Genomic DNA, 26,376 nt, shown 5'->3' on the forward strand with positions numbered 1-26,376 from the left:
TGCTTTGTAGCAGTACCAGATATCAGCGTCATTGATAAAAGCAGGCAGGCCCCATCAACCGGGGCCTGCGGCTTATTGACGCAGCAGAAACCTGAGGTCGCTCGGGGCGTCCATCGGCAGTTTTTGCACGGTCTTGCCCAGCAGACCGCTCCTGGCATCGCGCTCGACGACGACAATCTGGTTGCTTTTCTGGTTGGCGATCAACAGGAATTTGCCGCTCGGATCGAGGCTGAATTCCCGCGGATGATCGCCCTCCACCGCCCGCCGTTGCAGCTCACTGAGGTGGCCGGTCGCCGGATCGATGGCAAACACCAACAGTTGATTGGCCGTGCCACGGTTGCTGACGTAGAGGAACTTGCCGTCAGCCGAGGCATGCAACGCCGCCGCAGCCTTGTCCGAGACAGGTTGCCCAGCAGCCAGATCGACCATCTGCGTCTGTTTGAGTTGGCCGTCGTGGTAATCGAACACCGCTACTTGCGCGCTCATTTCCATGGTCAGCCAGGCGTGTTTGCCATCGGCGCTGAACAGCAGGTGGCGCGGCCCGCTGCCCGGCGGCAGCTGCACGAATGCCGGGGTGGCCGGGGTCAACGGCCGTTCCGGATTGGCCTTGGGGTCGAAGCGGTAGGCAAACACCTTGTCAGCGCCCAAGTCATTGGCGAACACGTATTTGCCATCCGGTGACGGGATGGTCGAATGCACGTGGGCCGAGGCCTGGCGCTCGGGATTGACCCGGCTCGCCGGGTGGCTGCTCATCTGCACCACCGGTTTGAGCTTGCCATCGGCCGCCACCGGCAATACCGCAAGGGTGCCGCCCGGGTCTTCGGCCACCGAGTAATTGCTGACAAACAAATGGCTGCCATCGGCGCTGAGACTGGAATGGGTCGGCTCGTTGCCCAGGCTTTGGGCCTGGCTGACCAGGCTCAGCGCATGGGTCTTGGGATCGATCGCGAAACTGCTGACGCGCCCTACCGGGTCCGTCTGGCCCGGGCCGTTTTCGTTGACCACGAACAGGTGTCGCTGATCCTTCGACAGGGTCAGCCACGACGGGTTTTCACTCTTGATCACTTGCAGGGGGCTGGCATCGATCTGCCCGGTGCTGCTGTCGAAAGCCAGGCGGTAGATGCCTTGGCTTTGACCGGCGGTGTAGGAGCCCACCAGCAGTTGATAGTCATCGGCGGATGCGACCTGGACGCCCATGGCGCCGATGCTGCCGGCCATCAACAGTGGCCAGAGGTTACGCATCGTCCTGGTCGTCATCTTCGTTGTCACCGCTGACGACATCACCCAGGCACACCAAACGGTGTTCACCCGAGTCACCGGTGATCAACCAGCTTTGCAGCGTGGTGTCGAAGGTCGCGGCCTGGATCTGCGCCGGGGTGAACTCCCAGTGTTTGGCCGCACGGCCATCCATGCATTCAATGTGCAGGTTATCGAACTCGTCGAGGGCGAATTCGAAGGCATGCAGCCCGTCGATTTCGACCATTCCGCAGTGTTCGAGGGCATTGAGCAAGGTGTCGGTTGGGGCAGTCATGGCAATCAGTCTTTGAATGAGAAAGACGCAATGATAGCTCATAGCACCCCATTTCCCTCGGTTGGAATGACCAACCTGTGGGATTGTGACTGACAGTTAAAGCGCCTCGCGGGACGATTGCCCATCCACCAGTCGCTGGATACGCAGCGGATTGCCGTTCTTCAGCGCATCCGGCAGCAAGCTGTCCGGGTAGTTCTGGAAGCACACCGGGCGCAGGAAACGATCGATGGCCAGTGTGCCCACCGACGTACCGCGCGCATCGGATGTTGCCGGGTAAGGCCCGCCGTGGACCATCGAATCGCAGACTTCCACGCCCGTCGGATAGCCATTGAGCAGGATGCGTCCGACCTTCTGTTCCAGCAACGCCGTCAGCCCGGCGAACTGCTCGAAGTCTTCCGGCTCGCCAATGACGGTGGCGGTCAACTGGCCGTGCAGGCCGTTCAAGGCGGCCGTCAGTTGTGCAGGATCCGCCACTTCAACCACCACCGTGGTCGGACCGAACACTTCCTCTTGCAACACTTCATCGCCATCGAGCAGCAGGCTGACATCGGCCTTGAACAACTGTGGCTGTGCCTGCTTGCCCTGTTGCGGATTGCCGGCCAGATGCTCGATCCCCGGATGCACGAGGAGCTTTTGCAACCCTTGGCCATAGCTGCTCAGGGTTCCGGCATTGAGCATGGTTTGCGCCGGCTGGTCGCCCATCAACCCGGCCACTTGCTGCACAAAGGCACTGAATGACGCGGAACGAATGCCGATCACCAGACCGGGATTGGTGCAGAACTGGCCGCAGCCCTGGACCACCGACGCCGTGAGGTCCCGGGCGACCGTGTCGGCCCGCGCCTGCAACGCCTGGGGCAACACGATCACCGGGTTGATGCTGGACATCTCGGCGAACACCGGAATCGGTTGCGCACGGGCCGCCGCCATGTCGCACAAGGCTCGACCGCCCTTGAGCGAACCGGTGAAGCCCACGGCCTGAATCGCCGGATGCTTGACCAGTGCCTCGCCGACGCCCCCGCCGTAGATCATGTTGAACACGCCCGCCGGCATGCCGGTTTTCTCGGCGGCGCGAATGATCGCATCCGCCACCCGTTCAGCCGTGGCCATGTGACCGCTGTGGGCCTTGAACACCACCGGGCAACCGGCGGCCAGCGCCGAGGCGGTATCGCCGCCGGCGGTGGAGAACGCCAGCGGAAAGTTGCTGGCACCGAACACCGCCACCGGCCCGAGGCCGATACGGTATTGACGCAGGTCCGGACGCGGCAACGGTTGACGCTCCGGCAATGCCCGGTCGATCCGTGCGCCGTAGAAATCACCGCGACGCAAGACTTTGGCAAACAGGCGCATCTGCCCGCAAGTACGCCCACGCTCGCCTTGAATTCGGCCTGCGGGCAACGCCGTTTCGCGGCAGACCACAGCGACAAAATCATCACCGAGGGCATCCAGTTCATCGGCAATGGCCTCGAGAAACTGCGCCCGCCGCTCCGCGCTCAGGCTGCGATAGGCCGGGTACGCGGCCGCCGCCGCACTGGCCGCCGCATCGACTTCCTGCGGGGTCGCCTGATAAAAATCGTCGGGCAAGGCCTCGCCCGTCGTCGCATCGACACTCTGCAACTTGACGCTACCAGCGGCGCTGCGTTGGCCGCCGATGTAGTTGTGACCAAGAATCCGGGTCATGGGTAAGTCCTCAAAGTGTGCCGACGGTGCCGGGCGCGAAAGCCGCTGCGACCGGTGCGATGCCATTGACCAATGGCGCGCCGAATTCGGCCTGGGTGATCTCGAACACGTCACCCGGCTGCGTGCGAATGCCGTCGGCAAAGGACAGGGTCGCGGTGCCGAAGAAGTGAATGTGCACATCCCCCGGGCGCAGGAACTGGCTGTACTTGAAATGATGGAATTCGAGGTTGGCGAGGCTGTGGCACATGTTCGCCTCGCCACTGAGAAAATCGTTCTGCCACAGCACTTCGCCGCCGCGCAGGATGCGGCTGGTGCCCGCCAGATGCTGCGGCAGTTCGCCGACCCGCAGTTCCGGGCCATAGCTGCAGCTGCGCAGTTTCGAGTGGGCCAGATACAGGTAGTTCTTGCGTTCCATGACGTGGTCGGAGAACTCGTTGCCCACGGCAAAGCCCAGGCGATACGGCTTGGCGTCGTGACCGATCACGTACAGGCCAGCGATCTCGGGCTCCTCACCGGCATCTTCGGCAAACGGCGGCAGGGGAAACGGCAGGCCCGGCCTGACGACGATGCTGCCATCGCCTTTGTAGAACCATTCCGGTTGCACACCGGCTTCATCCGCCGCCGGCTTACCGCCCTCCACGCCCCACTTGAAGATGCGCATGGTGTCGGTCATCGCGGTTTCGTCGCCACTTTGCTGGTGCATCTTGTCCCGGGCCGACGCGCTGCCCAGATGGGTCAGGCCCGTGCCGCTGACCAGCAGGTGCGCCGGATCCACATGGTCCAGCGGCGACAGGATGCGCCGCTGCGTCAGCAGTTCGGCATAGTCATGGCTGATGCCCAGCCCCATACTTTGCACCTGTTGCTCAAGGCTTGCGCCCGCCTCGATCGCCGCCAGCGCCAGATCGCGAACGGTGCGCGCGTCCTGTACTTCACGGACCAGGCCTGCCTCGACAACACCGACACGGCGTTCGCCGTTACTCAATTCGAACTGAACCAAACGCATGAATTTTCTCCTGTTAACCCAACACTTCAAAACAACGCAGTCCCCCTGTGGGAGCGAGCCTGCTCGCGAAAGCGGTGCATCAGTCGACATCAATGTCGGATGTGACGACCTCATCGCGAGCAGGCTCGCTCCCACAGTTGATCGGGGCTGATCCCAAGATTCAGGTACGGGAAGCCCCACGTGCACTGGCCGCAAACTCATCGGCCGGCAACACGTGCTTGCGTTCCAGCAAGCGATACACCACACCGGTCAACACCAGCCCGAACACCATCACCCCCGACAGAAAGTACAGGCCCGAAGCCAGGTTGCCGGTGTATTCCTTCAACGCGCCGATCACGAATGGACCGAGGTAGCCGCCGAGGTTGCCCACCGAGTTGATCAAGGCGATCCCCGCCGCCGCACTGGCGCCGGCGAAGAAGCGGCCCGGCAAGGTCCAGAACACCGCCGTGCAGGAGAACAATGCGAACGCCACCAGGCACAGCGCCGCCAGTTGCAGCACCGGCACCGACAGCCAGGCGCTGAGGAACAGGCCGATCGCACCCAGCACGTAAAGCACGGCGAGGTGGCCGTAGCGGTCGTTCAAGCGGTCGGAACTGCGCGGAATGATCAGCAGGCCGATGATCCCGAAGACGTACGGCACCGCCGAGACAAAACCGGTCACCAGGTCGCTGCCGCCGAACTGCTTGATCAGGGTCGGCAGCCACAAGCCCAGGCCATAGATGCTCAGGGTCACCGGCAGGTAGAACAGCGCCAGCAGCAGGACGCGCTTGTCCTTGAGGGCGTGCAACGGGTTGCCGTGACGGGTCTGGCCGTAGGCATCCAGATCCTTTTTCAGCTCGCCGCTCAGCCAGTCCTTTTCCGCCTGGTCCATCCACTTCACTTGCTGCGGGCCGTCCGGCAGGTAGCGCAGCACCGGCCAGGTCAGCAGGATCGCCGGGCAGCCGATGACGATGAACAACCACTGCCAGCCGTGCAGCCCCAACACGCCATCCATGCCCAGCAAGCCACCGGACACCGGGCCGGTGATCATCATTGCGATGGGTTGCGACAGGATGAACAACCCGAGGATCTTGCCGCGATGGCGCACCGGGAACCATTGGGTGATGTAGTACAGAACGCCCGGGAAGAACCCGGCTTCGGCGGCGCCGAGCAGAAAGCGCATCACATAGAAGCTGTTCGGCCCCTGGACGAAGGCCATGCCGATGGTGATGGCGCCCCAGGTGACCATGATCCGCGCGAACCAGCGCCGTGCGCCGAAGCGGTCGAGCATCAGGTTGCTGGGGATTTCCAGCAGGAAGTAGCCGATGAAGAACAGCCCGGCGCCAAGACCGTAGGCGGCATCGCCCAGGCCGATGTCTGCGCCCATGTGCAATTTGGCGAAGCCCACCGCGGAGCGGTCCACATAGGCGATCAGGTACAGCAGGATCAGGAAGGGAATCAGTTTCAGCGTGATGCGACGGATAAGCCGCAGTTCCTGGCTCATGAGATCGGTCTCCGATTGTTGTTGTTATAGAACCTCGGGGGACGCCTCTCGCGAAAAATTCGCCAGGGCCATCCCTCCGTTTGAGCAGACTATATAGTAATACTATTTACTCAACAACACTTCCAAAGTGCTCAATTTTAGCCTATGTTACGCCTCAGCTCGAACAATATAGTCATACAATAAGAGAACCGATCATGTCTGATAAGAAACCCACCCTGCGCTCCGCCCAATGGTTTGGCACCGCCGACAAGAACGGCTTCATGTACCGCAGCTGGATGAAGAATCAGGGCATCGCCGACCATCAGTTCCATGGCAAGCCGATCATCGGCATCTGCAACACCTGGTCGGAACTGACCCCGTGCAACGCGCATTTCCGCCAGATTGCCGAGCACGTCAAACGCGGGGTGATCGAGGCCGGGGGCTTTCCAGTGGAGTTTCCGGTGTTCTCCAACGGCGAATCGAACCTGCGCCCTACCGCCATGCTCACCCGCAACCTGGCGAGCATGGATGTCGAAGAAGCCATTCGCGGCAACCCGATCGATGGCGTGGTGCTGCTGACCGGTTGCGACAAAACCACCCCGGCCTTGCTGATGGGCGCCGCCAGTTGCGACGTACCGGCCATCGTCGTCACCGGCGGGCCGATGCTCAACGGCAAGCACAAGGGCAAGGACATCGGCTCCGGCACCGTGGTCTGGCAGCTCAGCGAACAGGTCAAGGCCGGCACCATCAGCATCGACGATTTCCTCGCGGCCGAGGGCGGCATGTCCCGCTCGGCCGGCACCTGCAACACCATGGGCACCGCCTCGACCATGGCCTGCATGGCCGAAGCGCTGGGCACTTCCCTGCCCCACAACGCGGCAATTCCGGCCGTGGATGCGCGCCGTTATGTGCTGGCGCACATGTCCGGCATGCGAGCCGTGGAAATGGTGCGCGAAGACTTGAAACTGTCGAAGATCCTCACCAAGGAAGCCTTCGAAAACGCCATTCGCGTCAATGCCGCCATCGGCGGTTCGACCAACGCCGTGATCCACCTCAAGGCCATCGCCGGACGCATTGGCGTGGAGCTGGACCTGGATGACTGGACCCGTATCGGCCGCGGCATGCCGACCATCGTCGACCTGCAACCGTCCGGGCGCTTCCTGATGGAAGAGTTCTATTACGCCGGTGGCTTGCCGGCCGTGCTGCGTCGCCTCGGTGCAGCCAACCTGATCCCGAACCCGAATGCCTTGACCGTCAACGGCAAGTCCATCGGCGAGAACACCAAGGACGCGCCGATCTATGGCGAGGACGAAGTGATCCGCACCCTCGACAACCCGATCCGTGCCGATGGCGGCATCTGTGTGTTGCGCGGCAACCTGGCACCGCTGGGCGCCGTGCTCAAGCCGTCCGCCGCCACGCCCGAATTGATGCAGCATCGCGGCCGCGCGGTGGTGTTCGAGAACTTCGACATGTACAAGGCGCGGATCAACGATCCGGAACTGGACGTGGATGCCAACTCGATCCTGGTGATGAAGAACTGCGGGCCGAAGGGTTATCCGGGCATGGCTGAAGTGGGCAACATGGGCCTGCCAGCCAAGCTGCTGGCCCAAGGTGTGACGGACATGGTGCGTATTTCCGATGCACGCATGAGCGGCACCGCGTACGGCACCGTTGTGCTGCACGTCGCCCCGGAAGCCGCTGCCGGCGGACCGCTGGCCGCAGTGAAAGAAGGCGACTGGATCGAACTCGATTGCGCTAGCGGCCGTTTGCACCTGGATATTCCGGACGCCGAACTGGCCGCGCGCATGGCCGATCTGCAACCGCCACAGCAATTGTTGGTGGGTGGCTATCGCCAGTTGTACATCGACCACGTGCTGCAAGCGGACCAGGGTTGTGACTTCGACTTCCTGGTCGGTTGCCGCGGGGCTGAGGTACCGCGTCACTCCCACTGACACCACCCTCGTGAAGGTGTGAATCAACTACTGTGGCGAGGGAGCTTGCTCCCGCTGGGCTGCGAAGCGGCCCCAAAACCGGAACATGCGCTTTTCCAGAAATACCGCATTCACCGATTTTTCGACTGCTGCGCAGCCGAGCGGGAGCAAGCTCCCTCGCCACAAAGTAATCCCTATCCTCAGGCCTGATGATTACCTCCCGCGCCTGCTATCATGCGCGACACCTATTCGCACAGGACCGCGCCGTTCCCCATGGATTACCGCAAACCCTCCGACCGCAAAAGCATGCACTCGCGCATCGTCCAGGAACTGGGCATGCAGATCGTCTCGGGACGTTTCCTGCCGGACGACAAGCTGCCCGCCGAAGCGCTGTTGTGCGAAGAGTATGCGGTCAGCCGGCCGGTGCTGCGTGAAGCCACCCGGGTCCTGGTCGCCAAGGGCCTGGTGTATTCCCGCCCGCGGGTCGGGACCGTGGTCAAGCCGCGCAAGGACTGGCACATGCTCGATCCGGACGTGCTGCACTGGTTGATGCAGAGCAGTCCGCAGAATCAGTTCTTTGACCTGCTGACCAGCGTGCGCAGCATCATCGAACCGGCCGCTGCCGCCCTCGCCGCGCAATTCGCCACGGAAGCGGACATTGCCTCCATCGGCGAGGCCTACCAGCGCATGGAAGCCGCGCCGACGCCGGAGGCCCTGTTGCAGCCGGACCTGGACTTCCACAGTCGCATCGCCGATGCAACGCACAACGACTTGCTGGCCAATTTGTGCAACATGCTCTCGGTGGCCATTGCCGAAGCCTTGAAGCATTCGAACCAGCGGCCGAACCTGCATGAGCTGGCACTGCCCCGGCACAAGGCGATCCTGACCGCCATCGAAAACCGCGATGCCCTCGGCGCGCGGCATGCGACGCTGGTGCAACTGGACGATGCCCGCAGCGCGCTGAATGTCGTACTCGGCTCCGAGCTGTCCTGAGCGACACATCGGCCGATCGCCAGGCACGATCCGACACAATTCTCGAGTACCCAGGTGGTAGCGGGATACCGCACTCGCCTGCGACAAACTCGCCATTCTGGCAGCGAAACCACACTTCTTTCGCTACAGAACGGTATCCGATATGCAGAATCAATCCGCCGTCCCACCAGACGCAACTCAGGGGCAACCCACACGCCCCGCTACCAGCGACGCTCCCGCTCAAGCGGTCGCCCGTCGATTCGCCAGCCGACCGACATTGCGCCAGGTCGCCGGACAAATGCTTCACGCCAGTATCCTGGAGCACTACCCGCCTCTGGCCCTGGACCTGGATGTCACCCGGCTGGCCATACCCAACCGGACGGGGGGATGGGACCTCAAGCTATTGATCGACGTGGCCCTGGACTATCTGGGCAACAACACATCCCTGAATCTCACGGCAGAAATTGACGGACGCGTACACTTCCTCACCAACCGCGCGCCCTCGCACCTGACTTATGACGCGCAAGGGCCAAAACGTCCCGACATGGGCGTTATCCAGGAAAAAATCCAGTCATTGACCTTGACCCTGGGCACCCGGTTTCAGGATGCCCTGACGGCCTACTGGAACCAGGCGCACGACACGAAGGTCAGCCACTGGCAATGGCTGGGTGACCTGTTGGCAAGCGGTCTGAACAGTGCGGCAAGCCTTCTTCCCACGGCTCAAAAAGATGACAGGGCCGCACTCTACGAACTGGCTCGACACCCCGACCGTCGTGAGCGCCTGGCCATCCCCCACCCTGACGGTTTTGTGCATGCCTATTGCCTGGAAACCTGCTTGATCCGCAACGGCGAAAGCACGTCCTTCACCACGCCGGACCTGCTCGTGGTGCAAGGAAGCCGGATCTTTTTGTACCGTGTTTCAGGCCGTCTGCAGTCGTACCCCAGCATGGAAGCGCTCAATCAGGCCTGGGGCCGTGAGGTGGAGTGCCAGTTCAACGCCGACAAAATCGTCATCAAGCGTTCCGAGCCCGATGGAAATATCTTCGATACTCAGGCCGCGTTGCTGCTGGAGCGTCAGTTGGAGAATCTGGACGCCATCCGGCTTCCCGCCGACCAGGGGGTTCGCGCCCTGGAAGAACGCTTCGCGGCCAGTACCGACCCGGCCCCTTACTTCAGCCATGCTCCGGCACCTGGCCAGCAACCTGTCGAAAAGATACGCGCGACCCTGCCCCAATGGCTCAAGGACGCCAGCGACAGCGAGCGTACCGAATATCGTCAATTGCTGGTCGAGCAGGCGCAGTTGCAACGACAGACCGGCGGCAAGTCCTTCCTCGACGGCATCGAAAACCTGCATGATTTCACCAACAACGCCTTGCGTGATCAGATACACCTGGACCATCCCGATTCCGATTGCGAACCTGGCGATCTGGTGCTCAATTTCCGGGTGGCGGCCGGTGATCTGGGCAGCGGCTTCATCACCCGCGTCCCCATGACGCTGACCGAACTGGCCATCCAGAACCTCAGCGCCACGCCCTCGGGCAGCATGGCCATCACGGACAAGACCGGCAAAGCCGTCCCGTCGTGGCTGACCGCCGACTACATCCTCGGTGAAAAAGGTCTGTTTAGCAGCACCGAAGGGCTGATCAGTCGGGTGAACATCGGCGAACGTTACCCGCACACCCTCAAAGCCCTGCTGCTCGATGACAACAGCCAATCGCAACGTCGCGAAATCCGGTTTGGCCAGGCGCTCAAGGTACACCTGCCGCTTCAGGCGCTGGAACACACAATCCGCGGCGAGCACGGGCTGAGCTTCCAGGGATACCGACTTATAAAGGCCGTCTTGCACATCCAAGCACCCGAGCGCGTCGTCGACGGCCAGGACATCGTCGTCCGTGCGCTTGCCTTTACCCGCAAGGCCGGTGCGGTCGCCGATGTCGTCGACAACATGTTCATCATTGAACCGCGGGACACCGGCATCGGCCCGCACATCCTGTATCGGCCCGTATACCAGGACGCCTTGCAGCAATTCTCCAGCCGTGAAGCATTGTTCAACGCCATTGCACAAGCCGGTCCCCTGCAAGACAGCGTACTGAGCTGGCTGCCGGACAGGGCCCGGCCGATCTACAGCAATGACGGGTTCAACAGCCCCCACATCCTTCGTTTCGGCCCGGGAGACGACACCGTCCGTTGGGAAAAACCGGAGCCGGCACAGTTGGCTCAGGGCTCCAGCACCGAAGAAGTATCTGGTTCGCTGGTACAGGCGCTGGCCACCGGGAATCTGACGCAGTACCTCTACGCCAGCAACGCACGGGCGCTCATCGACCTGGCTGACAGAGAATCGGTTTCCAACGCCGAAAACCGCTGGGCCATCGTGCGCGAGGGCGGCTGGTTGCTGTTCAACGCCTTACTCCTGCCAGTGCTTCGTGGCCCTGCGATGCTGGCCGGCTGGATGCTGCAGCTGGCCGTCGCCCTGAAAAGCGATGTGACGGCGCTGCACAGCAACGACCCGACAGCCAGGGAACTGGCCTGGGTCGATCTGCTGCTCAATGTCGGGTTGATCCTGTTGCATGTTTCTCCCCAACCCCATCGGCCCGGGCTTTCGACACCGGCACCCCGGCCGGCGGAGCCGCCACCGCGCCTCGCCCGCCTGCGTCGTCCACCCCAGGATGTCGCTCCTGCGACCGCCGACATCGAGCAAGGCGTGGTCGGCTTGCCCGCAGAACCTCCGGCCGCTGATCACACCCGGATCGATTTCATTCACTCCACCGCCAGGGATTCCTCAAGCCAGCGCCTGTTGAATGCATTACTCGAGCTCAAGGTCGCCTGGCCCGTCCCGGTTCCCGCCCCCGTTGAAATCGGCATGTTCAAGGGGCTGTACCGTATCGACCATCAATGGCATGCCTCACTGGGAGGATTGCTGTTCAAGGTCAGTATCGTTCCAGGGTTCGGCGACGTTTACATCATTCACCCCGAAAAGCCGCTCCATCCCGGCTTCAAGCTCAAGACCGACGGACAAGGCAGATGGTCGCTGGACACGGGTCTGAAGCTGCAGGGCGGAGGCCCCAAAAATCGACTCAAAGCCAAACTGGCGGAAATAGACAAGAAACGTGAGCAAGCCACCGTTGAGGCCAACCGAATCGGTGGGACCGTATCGACGCTGGCAACACAGGCAAAGGATATGGACCGGCAACTGGAAGCCGCAAGAATCGTGTACGCCAGCGCCGACAACGAACTGAAAACCGCCGGTATACGTCTTCGCGCATCGCCCGAGGATCAGGCCCTCCAGGGCGACCATCGGCTCAAGGCCATTGCGCGATCGCGCAGTCGGCTGGATTTCCAGGTATTGCAGGAAAGAGACCAGGTCATTGTCGATCAGTTGATCCAGGCCCGTCGCGATTTGATCCAGGCCTATCGACAACTCAAGGACGTTGACATGCGCTTCGAATACGAGGCAAAAGCGACCGGCGAGTACACGGCGATCCTGTCCTCCTACGGACTGAGGATCTATCGGCTGGCGACCCTCTACCTGGCCAGCTTCGTTTCCGAGCAAGGCGAGTCGCTGATCGAGTTGCAACGCAACAGCAATGACATCGAAACCGCCCAGCGCATGTACGACCTTCTGCAATCCCTTTTTGCCGCCTCCGAGCGACATACCCAGGCAATCATCACACAGGATGGGGTTCTGACGGAGCTTGCGCAGGACTTCAAGACCGGGCCGGCACAACGCCTGAAATACCTCAAAAGCCATCCTGACCGAAGGTTTTCCAACCGAGTCACCGCCATCCTCGAATCGCTCGACATACTTAACATCTTGAGCATTGATACCACCGTCGAAGCGAAAACCCCGCAGGAGCAGTACTTTCTCAAGGTTCATGAAGACCGTCTGGGCGCCATGTCAGCGCTCGAAGACTCCCATCTGGAGCTGCTGAGCACGGATGGTTTCACCTCCCAGGAGCGCAAGGACGTCTTGATCAACCTGGTCAGGCACTACAGAAGACGCCTGCAAATCAACACCTCACTGCTGGAGCTTGAGTCCCCCTTGATCCGCCCCCGCTATATGTCGCTGCTGATGGAGCGTCTGGAGATCGCACGGGACAATGCCGAGACCGAACTGGCCGATCTGTTGCGCGAGGACGAATTTCTGCCGGTATTGCCCGTCGCCTTCAAACCCGTCAAAACACCGTCGAAGACCAAACGGGTGTTCAAGTCACGGGATAACGGCGCCTTGGTGGGAGAGCTGGAACCGGCGAGCGCAGGTATGCCGTTTCCGACAATCGTCACCCGAAACCCGGTCACCCTCCAGGTCAGTGGACGGTTCATGGAGCACCCCAATGAGGGATGGGTCGAAGTTGTCGAAGCCGCGCCGGTGCGGCCTGTGCACGCCGCGCAACCGCGTACTGTTGCCGCGCTGCGCACGGAGGGGCAGCGACTGATCGACGAAATCCCGGCCATTGAGCGTTCAATCGAATTTCAGAAAAGAAAGCTCAGTGATCCGCAACGACGGGATGAACTCAACCCCCGCGACTGGAGCGATATGCTGGAACACCAGGCCGAACGGATCGAAATGCTGGCCAGCGAACTGGAGCACGCCCAGCCAGACAACCCGCAAATCAGCAACGTGCTTGAATCATTGCGCAACACCGCCAGCGAAACCCGGCTCAAAGGCCAGCAACATTGCATCGAGGGATACAAGGCACAACGTCCCCGACAGGAAAGTATCGAGTACCTTCGCGATCGCCAGGCGGTGGACATCGGGCTGGTACAGGCACTCAAGCGGACGGCCGCCAAAGACTATCTGACGGAATTCGCCATTCGGGAGAAAAACTCGGACACGGTGCTGTGGTACGCGCATTTCCACTACGCCCAGGCGAACAGCGCGCCCTCGACCTACACCATCGCCCACCTCAAACGTCCCGAACATCGCTTCATGACCCTCAAGGATCTGATTGCCCAAGCTGGGCCGGACAACAAGGTGATCATCCGCGACCTCTACAGCCCCGTTACCCCACCACGGGATCAAAGGCTGTTTCTGGACCTGTTGCCTGTTCGGTAGTCGAGTCGCCAACTGCGAAGCAAGCCGCCAGAAACGTCGAAAGCCGCGCCTTTTCAGGTCGCGGCTTTCGGTGTCAGGGCAACGAAACGGTCAGTGGGCGAACAACGAATTGCCCTTCTGCCCCGCCAGTTTCTCCGGCTTGATCAGGAACCGCGCCAGTGCCGGCAACAGCCACAGTGCACCGAACATGTTCCACAACAGCATGAAGGTCAGCATCAGCCCCATGTCGGCCTGGAACTTGATGGCCGAGAAGATCCAGGTGCACACACCGATGGCCAGGCACAGACCGGTGAACAGCACCGCCTTACCGGTGGACTTCAGCGTCTGGTAGTACGCCTCTTGCAGCGGCAGGCCGGCACGCAGGAAGCTTTCCAGGCGGCTGTAGATGTAGATGCCGTAGTCCACGCCAATCCCCACCCCGAGCGCCACGACCGGCAGGGTCGCCACTTTCACGCCGATGCCCATGAAGGCCATCAGGGCGTTGCCGAGTACCGAGGTCAGCACCAGGGGCAGCACGATGCACAAGGTCGCCGCCCACGAACGGAATGTGATCATGCACATGACCGCCACACAGATGTACACCAGGACCAGGATGGTCAGTTCGGACTTCTTGATCACCTCGTTGGTGGCCGCCTCGATCCCGGCGTTACCGGCCGCGAGGATGAACTCCAGGCCTTCCTTGTTGTTTTCCTTGGCGAACTCCTGCACCGCATGCACCGCGCGATCCAGGGTCTCGGCCTTGTGATCGTTGAGGAACACCAGCACCGGCGCCAGGGAACAGCTGTTGTTGTACAGGCCGTCAGCGCGGGCAATGGAGTTGTTCAGTACGTCAGGGTTACGCGATAGGGTTTCCCATTTCAGGTTGCCCTCGTTCATGCCCTTGATCATCTGCTTGGACACGGTCACCAGGGAAATCGCCGACTGCACGCCCTCGGTGTTCTGCATCTTCCACATCAGCTCGTCGATCGGCGCCATGGCTTCGTAGCGCGAGCAGCCTTCGGACTTGGTCTTGACCATCACCACCAATACGTCGGAACTGGTGGAGTAATTGTTGATGATGAAGTTGTTGTCCTTGTTGTAGCGCGAGTCCGGACGCAGCTCCGGGGCACCCTGGTCGAGGTCGCCGATTTTCAGGTTCTGGCTGTACCAGAGGCCGCCGCCAAAGGCGATCAGCGCCAGCAGAATGGAAACCGGTGCAACTTTGGCGCTGGCGAAATTCGCCAGCAGGCGCCAGAACGGGTGTTCGCGCACCGCATCTTTCTTGCTGCGCTCGACAGCACGCTTGCTGATGCCGACATAGGAAATCGCCACCGGCAGCAGGATCAGGTTGGTGAACACGATCACCGCCACGCCGATGGACGCGCCGATGGCCAGTTCACGGATCACACCGATATCGATGATCAGCAGTGTGATGAAACCCACGGCATCGGCGAGGATCGCGATCATCCCCGGCAGGAACAATTGACGGAACGTACGGCGCGCCGCCGTCAGGGCGTTGTCCGCTTCACTCGATTGCAGGGCGATCCCGTTGATCTTCTGTACGCCGTGGGAAATACCGATGGCGAAGATCAGGAACGGCACCAGCATCGAATAGGGGTCGAGCCCGAAGCCGAAGAAGTGCATCAAGCCCAGTTGCCAGACCACTGCCACCAAAGTCGTGCTCAACACGGCGACGGTACTGCGCAGGCAGTTGGTGAACCACAGCAAGAGGATCAGGGTGATGACGAAGGCGACTCCGAAGAACATCACCACCATCACCAGGCCATCGATCAGGTCACCGACTTTCTTGGCGAAACCGACGATGTGGATCTTCACATTCGGGTTCTGCGCTTCGAACTTGGTGCGGATCTTGTCTTCAAGCTCGTGGGAGAACTGGCGATAGTCCAACGCCAGCAGCTTGCCCTGGTCTTGCGGGTCCGGGTAGGACTCCAGCAACGGAATGTCGACGATGCTCGACTTGAAATCGTTGGACACCAACCGCCCGACCTGACCGGACTTGAGCACGTTGTTGCGCAACAAATCGAGGCTGGCCTGGGAACCGTTGTAGCTCTGCGGAATCACTTCACCGCCGGCGAAGCCCTCTTCCGTCACTTCGGTCCAGCGAACGCTCGGGCTCCACAGCGACTTGAGGCCGGAACGGTCGACACCGGAGATGTAGAACACCTCGTCGTTGATCTGACGCAGGGTCTCCATGTACTCCTTGGAGAAGATGTCGCCATCGGTGGCTTCCACCGAGATCCGCACGGTGTTGCCCAGGTTCGCCAGATCGTTGCGGTGCTCCATCATCTTCTGGATGAAGGGATGCTCCAGCGGGATCATTTTTTCGAAACTGGTGGACGGACGGATCAGCGTGGCCTGCCAGAACAGGAAAATGCTGACCATCAGGCAGATGAAGATCACTGCCGGACGGTTATTGAAGATCAGGCGCTCGAGGAACGTCGCCTTGTCCTGGTGATGAGTACTCAAGGAAGTCATAGCTCCGCCTTCTTATTATTAACTCGGCTCATTTACCCGACTCGGTACCGTTCGGCGAAGTGACGCGAACGCCGCCCTGCCCGGCCAGAACCAAATTGCCATTGCCTGCCGCAGTCACTGCCGAGACCGAAATACGGTCCGGACGGTTGACCACCTTGAAGGTTTCGCCATTGTCGCTGCTGCGAATCACCGAGCCGCCGTTGCCGACGATCACGATGGAACCATCGTCGAGCAGCGTGCCGCCGGACAGCCCGAACTCCAGGTCGCCACGTTCAGCCTTGAGCTCGACTTGCTCCCAGGTGGTGCCGAAATCCGTGGAACGGTAAAGGTTGCCGCGCAGTCCGTAGGCCAGCAGCGTATTGGGCTGCGCCGTGCCGATCACGCCGAACAGCGAGCCTTCGTACGGACCTTCGAGTTTCTCCCAGGTCTGGCCCCAGTCCGCGGAGCGGAACATGCTGCCCTGCTCGCCGACGATGAACAGCCCGGCGTCCTTGACCGCGGCAATCGCGTTCAGGTGGTACTGGTCTTCGTTATCGAGGCGGTCGCTGGCGTCTTCCCAATGCTTGCCACCATCGGTGGTTTCCATCAGCGAGCCGTAAGCGCCCACGGCAAAGCCGCTGTCGACGTCCTTGAACCAGACATCGAGCAACGGCGATTCGCGTTTCAGATCTTCGAATTGCTTGGTCCAGGTCGCGCCGCCGTCCTCGCTGGCGAGGATCTGCGCGTCATGGCCGACGGCCCAGCCGTGCTTGTCGTCGACGAAAAACACCGACGTCAGCAGGGCCCTGGTCGGGACCTTGGCCTGGGTCCAGGTAGCGCCCTGGTCATCGGAATACAGGATGTGCCCACGATCCCCGACCGCCACCAGGCGCTTGCCGGCGTGGACGACATCGAGCATCAGGCTTTTGGCAGCCTTGGCAGATTCAATGGAATAAACAACGTCGGATGCTGGCGCCGCCGCGGCCAGCGCGGGTGCCGACAGCATGGCAGAGCCCAACAGCGAGAGCGCTGTGGCCAGCAACGCGAATTTGCGTAATGCCGGCGGGCGGCAGATACCCACACCCATGACAGGCTCACTCATAGACCTTCCCCCATTATTATTGTTAGGTCGTTCAACCTTTCTGGGCGCCGCAAGGGTGCATGTCTGGACCGGCTGTTTCAGAGCATAGTCCTGAAACCCGCAATCCAGAGCCCCTTCGGAAGCTGGCTTATCCTATCGGTGTTTTTTAATGTCTGACAATCGACGCCACGTTATCTTTTGTTAACCGGGGGGATGCGTGCTTGTCCTGAATGATTGGGTATCAGGTGGGGTGATTGCGGTTTTGGGGTGGGTGGTTGTGTTCAGTGTTCGGAGTACATATCCGTTGCTGCGGTAATGGCTGCTGACGCTTTCGCTCCCACAGGGTTCTGTGTCGCTTAACCGCTCACCCTGACGGGTCCTCCACAATCGACCACCTGTGCAAGAATGGACGACAGCTATAGCGAATTGGCGCAGGACTCCCAGATGAACGCAACACCGACCGCCAGCGATGCCCAGGCCTTGATCGCCCGATTCGACTGGGCAAGCAGCCCGCTGGGCGCTGCCAGCACTTGGCCACAAAGCCTGCGAACCGCCGTGGACATCGTCATTCACTCACCGATGCCGATGCTGCTGCTATGGGGCCCACAACTGACGCAGATCTATAACGACGGCTTCGCCCTGCTCGCCGGAAGCAAACATCCACACGCTTTCGGACAGCCGGCACACTTGATATGGCCAGAGTTGAAAGACTTTACCGACCCGATCTACAGCGCCGTCCTGCAAGGTCAGGTACGAACCTACAGCGAGCAGCGCTTTACCCTGCAACGCGGGGACCGGGAATCCGACTTCTGGCTCGACCTGACCTACAGCCCGATCCGCGACGAGGGTGCCGAGGTGGCCGGGATCCTGGTCACCGCCATCGAAACCAACGAACGCCGGCGCATCGCCCTCGAACTCGAACAGCGCTCGGCGGCCAGCCTCAAGGCCCAGCGTGAAACCGAGGAGCGCCTGCAACTGGCCCTCGCCGCCACCGATGCGGTCGGTACCTGGGACTGGGACATCAGCGAGGACCGTTTCATCGCCGATGCGCATTTTGCCCAGTTGCACGGCATCGACCCGGCCATGGCCAGTCAATTGCCGATCAGTGAGTACCTGCACGGCGTACACCCCGAAGACCGCGCCCTAATCGCCCGCAGCATCAAGCATTGCATCACCCACGGCAGCGAATACGCCGAGGAATATCGCCTGCTGCAAACCGACGGCCAGATGCGCTGGGTGTTTGCCCGAGGTCGCTGCTACAAGGATCACCACGGCCGGCCGATGCGTTTCCTCGGCGCCGCCCTGGACCTGACCGAACGCAAACACACCGAACAGGCCCTGCGCCAGAGCCAGACCGAGCTGCAACTGATCATCAACGCCATGCCGATCCTGATCAGCTACGTCGACCGCGAAGAACGCTTTCGCCTGAACAATGCGGCGTACCTCGACTGGTACGGGCTGACGCCGCAAGAGCTTTACGGACGAACCATTCTTGAAGTGCTCGGCGAAGAAGCCTATGCGCTGCGCGCCCCGCACATCACTGAGGCGCTGTCCGGCCGGCCCTGCTGCTTCAGCATCAGCACGCCACACCGCGACGGCAGCATCCGCCAGGCCTTGATGAATTACCTGCCACGCCACGGCGCGGATGGCGCGGTGAACGGTTTCTACATCTTCGTGATCGACGAAACCGAACGCAAAAAGACCGAAGAAGCCCTGCGCAACCTCAACGAAACCCTTGAGGAACGGGTTGCCGCCCGCACCGGTCAACTGGCCGAGGCCAACGAACGTCTGCAAAACGAGATGTTCGAGCGTGAGCGTGCCGAAGACGCCTTGCGCCATGCGCAGAAAATGGATGCGGTCGGCCAACTTACCGGCGGCATCGCCCATGACTTCAACAACATGCTCACCGGCATCATCGGCAGCCTCGACCTGATGCAACGCTACATTGCCGACGGCCGCGCCAGCGAGATAGGCAGGTTTACCGAAGCGGCCGTGTCCTCGGCCAACCGTGCCGCCGCCCTCACCCATCGCTTGCTGGCGTTCTCCCGGCGTCAGTCGCTCAACCGCAAGCCGCTGAACCCCAACGAGTTGATTCACTCGCTCGTGGACTTGTTCAGGCGTACCAAGGGCGACCATATCGAGCTCAACCTGCAACTGGCCGAGAACATCTGGCGGGTCAGCACCGATGTCAGCCAGCTGGAAAACGCCTTGCTCAACCTGGTGATCAATGCCCGGGACGCCATGCCCGATGGCGGCGAGTTGCAGATCGAAACGGCCAATGTGTACCTCGACGGCAACGACATCACGACCCTGGAACCGGTCAAGGCCGGCGACTACGTGATGATTGCCGTCAGCGACAACGGCACCGGCATGACGCCCTCGGTGCTGGCCAAGGCATTCGACCCGTTCTTCACCACCAAGCCCATCGGCCAGGGCACCGGTTTGGGCTTGTCGATGATTTACGGTTTCGCCCAGCAAACGGGGGGCCATGTCAGTCTGTTCAGCCTGCCCGGACGGGGCACCAGCGTGCGCTTGTACCTGCCGCGCCTGCATTCGACCGAGCCGGAAAAAGTCCTGTCGCCCGTCATTGGCGAGGCACCGGCGGCGATTGCCGGCGAAACCGTGATGCTGGTCGAGGACGATGCGGCGGTGCGCATGCTGGTACTGGACCTGCTCAGGGAACTCGGTTACCGCGCCCATGAAGCCGAAGATGCCAAGGGCGCACTGCCGGTGCTGGAGTCGGACCTGCGGGTGGACCTGCTGGTGACCGACGTCGGGTTGCCGGGCATGAACGGCCGCCAACTGGCGGAAATCGCCCGTCAGCATCGTCCCGAATTGAAAGTACTGTTCATGACCGGTTACGCCGAGATCGCCGCCGAGCGCCAGGGTTTCCTCGAAGAAGGCATGGACATGGTGGCCAAGCCGTTTTCCATCGACCTGCTGGCCAACAAGATTCGCACGATGATCAGTCAACCGGACTGAGTTGAGGCATAATCGCGCGCCCCCGCTGCCACCCACATAGCCACCACCGTTGCAAGGTACCGCCACATGAAAGCTCAAGCCCGCCATATTCTGGTGAAAACCTCGGAAGAAGCCGAGCAGCTCAAACAACGCATCGCCAAGGGCGAAGCGTTCGACGTGCTGGCCAAGAAGTACTCGACCTGCCCATCGGGCAAGCGCGGCGGCGATCTCGGTGAAGTGCGGCCGGGGCAGATGGTCGGCGTGATCGATGCGGTGATCTTCAAGAAACCGCTCCGGGTGGTGCATGGGCCGATCAAGAGCAAGTTCGGGTATCACCTGGTGCAGGTGTTTTACCGGGATTGAGTGGCTGGCCAGGCCCCTGTGGCGAGGGGGCAAGCCCCCTCGCCACAAAAGCTCCTTCGCCACAGATAATGGATTCAATCTCTGGGAATCAGCGCCCCAGGCACCTGAATCACCCGGCTCGCCAACCGATGCCCGGCCTCGGCAGCTTGCGAAGGGCTGCCGCCCTTGAGCCGCGAAGCCAGATACGCCGCGCTGAACGAATCCCCCGCCGCCGTGGTGTCCACCACCCGCTCGACCTTCTGCGCCGGCACCTCGAATGACTCTCCATCACAACGAATCAGGCACGCTTGGGCGCCGCGCTTGAGCACCACTTCTGGCGTACCGATCTGCTCATACGCGGCAAACACCGCGTCACAATCGGCATAACCAAACAACGCCTGTTCGTCATCCACCGTCAGCAACGCCAGATCAACCTGCGGTAGCACACGGCGATACGCCGCCCGGGCATCCTCGACCGAAGCCCACAGCCTTGGCCGGTAGTTGTTGTCGAACACGATCCGCGCATCGCGCTGGCGTGCTTCGATCAGGGTTTCCAGCAGTTTTTCCCGACCTTGCACGCCGAGTACCGCCAGGGTGATGCCGCTGAAGTACAGCACGTCGTAATCCGGCAGCGCCGCGAGGATCGGCGCGGCGGCCGGGGTGGTGAAGCAATCGCGGACTGCCGCTTCGTTGCGCCAGTACAGAAAGCGTCGCTCACCGGCGGCGTCAGTCTGGATGCAATACAAACCCGGCAGGCGTCCGGGCAGGCGCTGAACCATGTCGAGCCCGATATTTTCCGCCGCCCAACTCTGGCACATCGCGTCGCTGAAACTGTCATCGCCCAGGGCGGTAACGTAATCCACAGCGCCGTCCTCTCCCAGTTCCCGGGACAGGTACACGGCCGTATTCAAGGTGTCGCCGCCGAAGCTTTGTTGCAGGCTGCCGTCGGCGCGATGCTGCAACTCGATCATGCACTCGCCGATCAGGGCGATGCGTGGAGTGTTGGGGCCCAGAGTGTTGATGGTGTTCATACGCGGATTTCTCTTTTGTCTGGTAGGGCCTCTTCGTCGGATCGCCGCCCGGAGCAAGCCCGTTCCCACATTGGATCTTCGGTGTACACAAAACCCTGTGGGAGCGGGCTTGCTCGCGAAAGCCGCGCCGCGGTTTCAGTCTTAGAAACAGGTCTCCATGGTCTCGATGACGTTCAGTTGCTCATCCACCAGACAGCCGACACGCCACTTGTCGAACGTCAGGCACGGGTGCGAAGTGCCGAACGAAATGATGTCACCCACCCGCAGATCAACCCCCGGCGCCACGGTCATGAACGCATGCTGGTCCATCACCGCGGTCACTTTGCAGGCGCTCACATCATCGCCCTTGGCCGGCACCACGCCCGCCTTGTAACGCAGCAATGGCACCGGCAAACCGGCGTCGTAGGCCACGTCGCGTTTACCCAGGGCAATCACCGCAAACCCCGGTTCCGGCAACGACTGCACGTGCGCCCACACTTCCAGCGCCGGACGCAGGCCTTCGTGCAGGTCGCTGCGACGGTCGAGTACGCAGCACTGCGCTTCCTTGTAGATGCCATGATCGTGGGCCACGTAACTGCCGGGACGCAGCACGCTGAGGAAACGCCCGGCGGCGTTTTGTGCTTCGAAGGACTCGGCAATCAGGTCATACCAGGCCGAACCCGACGCAGTGATGATCGGTTTGGCAATGGCGAACGCACCGCTGTCCTGCAATTGCACCGCCAGGCGCACCAGTGAAGCGGCGAAATCGCGAATGCCGGTCACGGCGTGATCGCCATGAATCACGCCTTCGTAGCCTTCGATCCCGGTCAGGGCCAGCGCCGGTTGCGCAGCGATGGCCTTGGCCAGATCGAGTACTTCCTGCTCGCTGCGGCAACCGCAACGACCACCGACCACGCCGTATTCGATCATGACATTCAGGCGCACGCCGCGGGAGGCGAAATAGGCGCCGAGGTCGGCGACGTTGTCCGGGTGATCGACCATGCAATAGAAGTCGAACGTCGGGTCGGCCAGCAGGTCGGCGATCAACGCCATGTTCGGCGTGCCGACCAACTGGTTGGCCATCAGCACCCGGCGCACACCATGGGCGTAGGCCGCACGGGTTTGCGTGGCGCTGGCCAGGGTAATGCCCCAGGCACCGGCGTCCAGTTGGCGCCGGAACAACGCCGGGGTCATGCTGGTTTTGCCATGGGGCGCCAGTTCGGCTCCGCTGTCGCTGACGAACGCCTGCATCCAGCGAATATTGTGTTCCAGCGCCTCGCGGTGCAGTACCAGCGCAGGCAGGCTGACGTCACGCACCAGGCTGGCGCCCATGGGCGCGGTGCCTTTTTCCACGGTGGCAGTATTGGGGGCAGAAGACATGGTCGAACTCCTCGTTCACGCGGCCGCTGGCAGCCGCTGTTATTCGTTGATGCGACGGGCCAGGCTGTTGGCGCTTTCGATCAGCACCCGGCGGTAGTCGTTGTAGTTTTTCTTCGCATCGGCCCGTGGGGCGACGATGCACAGGGTCGCGATGGCCACGCCGCCGGGGTCTTTGACCGGAGCGGCGAAGCAATGGGTAAAGGTGTCGGCGACGCTATCGAAGGAAAAGAAACCATCGATACCGGCCTGACGGATTTCCTTGAGAAATTGCTCCAGAGGCAAGCGTTCGCCATCGGGCAGGATGAAGTCGTCGCGGTCGATCAGGTCGACGATTGCCTGGTCGCTCAGGTGCGCCAGCAACAGGCGCCCGGAGGCGGTCCAGGGAATGGGCGCGTTTTCGCCGATGTCCGAGGAAATGCGGAAATGCCGCTCCCCCTCCTTCATCAGCGCAACGGTGTACTTGCGCCCGTTGAGCAGGCACATCTGCGCCGTTTCATGGGTCTGGCTGACGATTTCCTGCAAGGCGTGATCGGCCTCGCGGGTCAGGTCGAAATGGCGCAGGTGTGCCTGCCCGAGAAAATACAACTGACGACCGAGGTAGACATGACCGTCCTTGCCTACCGGCTCCAGGATGCGCCGTTCCAGCAGCGAGGCCACCAGTTCGTAGACCGTGGATTTGGGGCTGCCGATGCCGTTGGCGATGTCGTTCGGGCGCAGGGGCTGGCCGATCTCCTTGAGGAAATCGAGGATATCGAACGCCCGGTCCAGACCGCGTGCCCGGCGCTTGATGGTGTCTTCGGTCATTTCAGTGGTTCCCATTCATAGTCGCCGGGAGTTTACCGAGAGTGGTGGGTTGATCGTTAGGCCGCCTTCGCGAGCAGGCTCGCTCCCACATTGGAATGCGTTTCCCTGTGGGAGCGAGCCTGCTAGCGATGAAGCCACCTCGGTTCAAGCCTTTTTCTTGTAAGCAATGCAGTCGATCTCGACCTTGCAGTCGACCATCATGTTCGCCTGTACACAGGCTCGCGCCGGGGCGTGTTCAGGCTTGAAGTACTCGGAGAAGACCTTGTTGAAACTCGTGAAATCCCGCGGATCCTCCAGCCACACGCCAGCACGCACCACGTCTTCCAGGCCGAAACCTGCCTCTTCGAGAATCGCGATCAGGTTCTTCATGGTCTGGTGGGTCTGTTCGACAATGCCGCCAGTAATGATCTCGCCGTCCACCGCCGGCACCTGCCCGGAAACGTGCAACCAGCCATCGGCTTCAACGGCGCGGGCGAAAGGGCGAGGCTGACCGCCAGCGGCGGTGCTGCCGGTGCCGTAACGAGTAATGCTCATGGGTGTTTCTCCTGATTGAAATAGAAGGTTAAAAACGGGTGCTTTTGAGAAATTCCGCCAGTCGTGGCGACTGCGGGCGTTCGAACAGTTCCTTGGGCGGCCCCTGCTCTTCGATACGCCCCTGATTCATGAAAACGATCTTGTCCGAGACCTCGAACGCAAAGCGCATTTCGTGGGTCACCAGCAGCATGGTCATGCCGTCTTCGGCCAGGCCTTTGATCACGCTCAACACTTCGCCCACCAGTTCCGGATCGAGGGCCGAGGTCACTTCGTCGAACAGCATCAGGCTCGGGTTCATCGCAATCGCCCGGGCGATCGCCACGCGCTGCTGCTGACCGCCGGACAACTGACCGGGAAAGTGATCGCGACGTTCCAGCAGGCCGACGCGCTCCAGCCATTTCTCGGCCAGGGACACCGCCTCGTCCTTGTGCAGCTTCTTGACCTTGAGCAGGCCCAGGGTGACGTTCTGCAATGCAGTCAGGTGCGGAAACAGGTTGAACTGCTGGAACGCCATGCCGGTCATGGCGCGATGGCGGGCAATGACTCTTTCCGGGTGGCGAATGCGTTTGCCGTTGACCTCGTCATAACCGATGGATTCGCCGTCGAGCAGAATCTGCCCGCCCTGGAACTCTTCGAGCATGTTCACGCAGCGCAGCAGCGTGGTCTTGCCCGATCCGCTGGAGCCGATCAACGTCACCACGTTGCCGCGCTGCATGCTCAGGTCCACGCCCTTGAGCACTTCGAGCTGATCGTAACGCTTGTGCAGGCCGCGAATGTCCAGCAGCGGTTGGCCGTTTTGTGCATTGGTTGGAGTCTGAGTCATGGCAAAGCCACCCGCTTTTCAATGTGCCGGCCGAGTAACTCGATGCCGTAGTTGATGACGAAGAACAGGAAACCGGCGAACAGGTAAAACTCCAGGGTCATGAAAGTCCGGGCAATGATCTGCTGGGTACTGAGCAGCAATTCCGCCACGCCGATCACCGACAACAGGGTCGAGGCCTTGACGATCTCGGTGGACGAGTTGACCCAGGTCGGCAGGATCTGCCGCAATGCCTGGGGCAACAGCACGTAACCGAGGGCCTGGTAGAACGTCAGGCCGATGGCCTTGCTCGCCTCCATCTGCCCGAGCGGCAATGCCTGCAATGCACCGCGCACGATCTCGGCGACATGGGAGCCGCAGAACAGCGTCAAACCCAGTGCACCGGCCTGGAACGCGCTGATCTGCCAGCCGAGTGCCGGCGCCATGTAGAAGCACGCCAGCACCAGCACGAACACCGGCGTACCGCGAATCACATCAACATAAAAACGAAACGGCGCGCGCATCCAGAATTTGCCGTAGGTCAGCACCAACCCGGTGACGACGCCAACGAGCGTGCCGAGCACAATCGCCAGCACCGACACCTGGACACTGGTCAGAAAGCCCTGCCACAGCACCTCTCGCGCCACCCACAACTCATGCAACCAACTGGGGGATTCGTACATGGGGGCCTCCTATCGGCGAATCGCCAGACGCTGTTCGAGGTAACGCAGCATCATGGCAATGAGGTAACAGGCCGCCACATACAGCGCCGTGGTCACCAGCCAGGTTTCAATCACCCGGTAGCTCTCGACATTGATCTTGCGCGCGTAATAGGTCAGCTCAGGTACGGCAATCGCGGCCGCCAGCGAGGTGTCCTTGAACAGCGAAATGAAGTTGTTCGACAGCGCCGGCAACACATTGCGCAGCATCACCGGCACGGTGACGTAGGCCTTGACCTGCCACTCACCGAGGCCAATGGCCAACCCTGCTTCACGCAGACCCTTGGGAATGCTCAGCAAACCGCCGCGGAACACTTCAGTCAGGTACGCCCCGGCATACAGCGACAGGGTGATGATGAACGAGGGGATCTTGTCCAGGCGGATCCCCAGGCTTGGCAACGCAAAGTAGATCAACAGGATCAACACCAGGATCGGCGTGTTACGAATCACCGTGACATACACCGACGCCAGCACCCGCAATGCGCGATGCTTGGACAGCAAGGCAAACGCCATCATCAGGCCGATCACGCAGCCGATGGCGATCGACACCAGGGCCAGTTCAAGACCCATACCGAGCCCCGCCAGCAAGGTGTCGAAATCGCGCCAGACGGCGGCAAAGTTCAACTGATAGTTCATGGTCAGCAGTACCTTGAGCGGGGCGCA

The 26,376-nt window shown here is 61.4% G+C and carries 19 protein-coding genes; 5 read left to right on the forward strand and 14 right to left on the reverse strand.

Features of this window, described 5'->3' with window-relative positions:
* Positions 1-72: 72 nt before the first annotated feature.
* From KGA85_RS30895 to KGA85_RS30915, 5 genes are all read right to left on the reverse strand, one after another.
* Complete coding sequence (locus tag KGA85_RS30895; RefSeq protein WP_223460981.1) at positions 73-1,242, reverse strand: lactonase family protein; 1,170 nt, start codon at positions 1,240-1,242, stop codon at positions 73-75.
* Positions 1,235-1,573 (reverse strand): DUF5629 family protein, encoded by a 339-nt coding sequence (locus KGA85_RS30900; protein WP_223460979.1) that lies wholly within the window; start codon positions 1,571-1,573, stop codon positions 1,235-1,237. Before KGA85_RS30900 ends, KGA85_RS30895 begins: the two co-directional genes overlap by 8 nt.
* A 54-nt stretch (positions 1,574-1,627) precedes the next feature.
* Positions 1,628-3,208, reverse strand: coding sequence for an aldehyde dehydrogenase (NADP(+)) (locus KGA85_RS30905; protein WP_223460978.1), 1,581 nt, complete (start codon positions 3,206-3,208; stop codon positions 1,628-1,630).
* Between the two features lie 10 nt (positions 3,209-3,218).
* A complete protein-coding gene (gene araD1, locus KGA85_RS30910) occupies positions 3,219-4,211 on the reverse strand; it encodes an AraD1 family protein (RefSeq protein ID WP_223460976.1) in 993 nt (330 codons plus the stop codon).
* 160 nt (positions 4,212-4,371) lie between these two features.
* On the reverse strand, positions 4,372-5,694 hold the full coding sequence (locus KGA85_RS30915) for an MFS transporter (protein ID WP_223460974.1): 1,323 nt from the start codon (positions 5,692-5,694) through the stop codon (positions 4,372-4,374).
* A 194-nt stretch (positions 5,695-5,888) separates the two neighbouring features.
* Between KGA85_RS30915 and KGA85_RS30920 the strand changes: the two genes are divergently transcribed.
* The 3 genes from KGA85_RS30920 to KGA85_RS30930 all read left to right on the forward strand — a co-directional run bounded on the left by KGA85_RS30920 (position 5,889) and on the right by KGA85_RS30930 (position 13,629).
* Positions 5,889-7,625 (forward strand): IlvD/Edd family dehydratase, encoded by a 1,737-nt coding sequence (locus tag KGA85_RS30920; RefSeq protein ID WP_223460973.1) that lies wholly within the window; start codon positions 5,889-5,891, stop codon positions 7,623-7,625.
* 252 nt (positions 7,626-7,877) lie between these two features.
* Entirely contained in the window at positions 7,878-8,597 is a 720-nt protein-coding gene (locus KGA85_RS30925; RefSeq protein ID WP_191628001.1) for a FadR/GntR family transcriptional regulator, read from the forward strand.
* Between the two features lie 277 nt (positions 8,598-8,874).
* Entirely contained in the window at positions 8,875-13,629 is a 4,755-nt protein-coding gene (locus KGA85_RS30930; protein ID WP_223460971.1) for a dermonecrotic toxin domain-containing protein, read from the forward strand.
* Between the two features lie 90 nt (positions 13,630-13,719).
* Here KGA85_RS30930 and KGA85_RS30935 read toward each other — a convergent pair whose 3' ends face one another.
* Both KGA85_RS30935 and KGA85_RS30940 read right to left on the reverse strand, forming a co-directional pair.
* On the reverse strand, positions 13,720-16,104 hold the full coding sequence (locus tag KGA85_RS30935; protein ID WP_223460969.1) for an efflux RND transporter permease subunit: 2,385 nt from the start codon (positions 16,102-16,104) through the stop codon (positions 13,720-13,722).
* A gap of 28 nt (positions 16,105-16,132) precedes the next feature.
* Positions 16,133-17,185, reverse strand: a complete 1,053-nt coding sequence (locus KGA85_RS30940; protein ID WP_223460968.1) for a WD40/YVTN/BNR-like repeat-containing protein — start codon at positions 17,183-17,185, stop codon at positions 16,133-16,135.
* Between the two features lie 423 nt (positions 17,186-17,608).
* Here KGA85_RS30940 and KGA85_RS30945 point away from each other — a divergent pair, with 423 nt between their 5' ends.
* Together KGA85_RS30945 and KGA85_RS30950 are read left to right on the forward strand one after the other, a co-directional pair.
* Complete coding sequence (locus KGA85_RS30945; protein ID WP_223460966.1) at positions 17,609-20,146, forward strand: PAS domain-containing protein; 2,538 nt, start codon at positions 17,609-17,611, stop codon at positions 20,144-20,146.
* A gap of 66 nt (positions 20,147-20,212) precedes the next feature.
* Complete coding sequence (locus KGA85_RS30950) at positions 20,213-20,488, forward strand: peptidylprolyl isomerase (protein ID WP_007898282.1); 276 nt, start codon at positions 20,213-20,215, stop codon at positions 20,486-20,488.
* Positions 20,489-20,562: 74 nt separating this feature from the next.
* Here the strand turns inward: KGA85_RS30950 and KGA85_RS30955 are convergent, their stop codons facing one another.
* From KGA85_RS30955 to KGA85_RS30985, 7 genes are all read right to left on the reverse strand, one after another.
* Complete coding sequence (locus KGA85_RS30955; protein ID WP_223460964.1) at positions 20,563-21,498, reverse strand: sugar kinase; 936 nt, start codon at positions 21,496-21,498, stop codon at positions 20,563-20,565.
* Positions 21,499-21,639: 141 nt separating this feature from the next.
* Positions 21,640-22,857: an amino acid deaminase gene (locus KGA85_RS30960; protein WP_223460962.1), complete on the reverse strand. Its 1,218-nt coding sequence runs from the start codon at positions 22,855-22,857 to the stop codon at positions 21,640-21,642.
* Between the two features lie 39 nt (positions 22,858-22,896).
* On the reverse strand, positions 22,897-23,661 hold the full coding sequence (locus tag KGA85_RS30965; protein ID WP_223461251.1) for an IclR family transcriptional regulator: 765 nt from the start codon (positions 23,659-23,661) through the stop codon (positions 22,897-22,899).
* Between the two features lie 144 nt (positions 23,662-23,805).
* Positions 23,806-24,195 (reverse strand): RidA family protein, encoded by a 390-nt coding sequence (locus tag KGA85_RS30970; RefSeq protein ID WP_046038467.1) that lies wholly within the window; start codon positions 24,193-24,195, stop codon positions 23,806-23,808.
* A 28-nt stretch (positions 24,196-24,223) separates the two neighbouring features.
* A complete protein-coding gene (locus tag KGA85_RS30975) occupies positions 24,224-25,018 on the reverse strand; it encodes an amino acid ABC transporter ATP-binding protein (RefSeq protein WP_223460960.1) in 795 nt (264 codons plus the stop codon).
* A complete protein-coding gene (locus KGA85_RS30980; protein ID WP_223460958.1) occupies positions 25,015-25,677 on the reverse strand; it encodes an amino acid ABC transporter permease in 663 nt (220 codons plus the stop codon). The genes KGA85_RS30975 and KGA85_RS30980 overlap by 4 nt, the downstream gene beginning before the upstream one ends.
* 9 nt (positions 25,678-25,686) lie before the next feature.
* Positions 25,687-26,349: an amino acid ABC transporter permease gene (locus KGA85_RS30985; protein WP_032829783.1), complete on the reverse strand. Its 663-nt coding sequence runs from the start codon at positions 26,347-26,349 to the stop codon at positions 25,687-25,689.
* Positions 26,350-26,376: the final 27 nt, after the last annotated feature.

Source organism: Pseudomonas sp. GL-B-12, from assembly GCF_019955895.1.
Taxonomy (GTDB): Bacteria; Pseudomonadota; Gammaproteobacteria; order Pseudomonadales; family Pseudomonadaceae; genus Aquipseudomonas.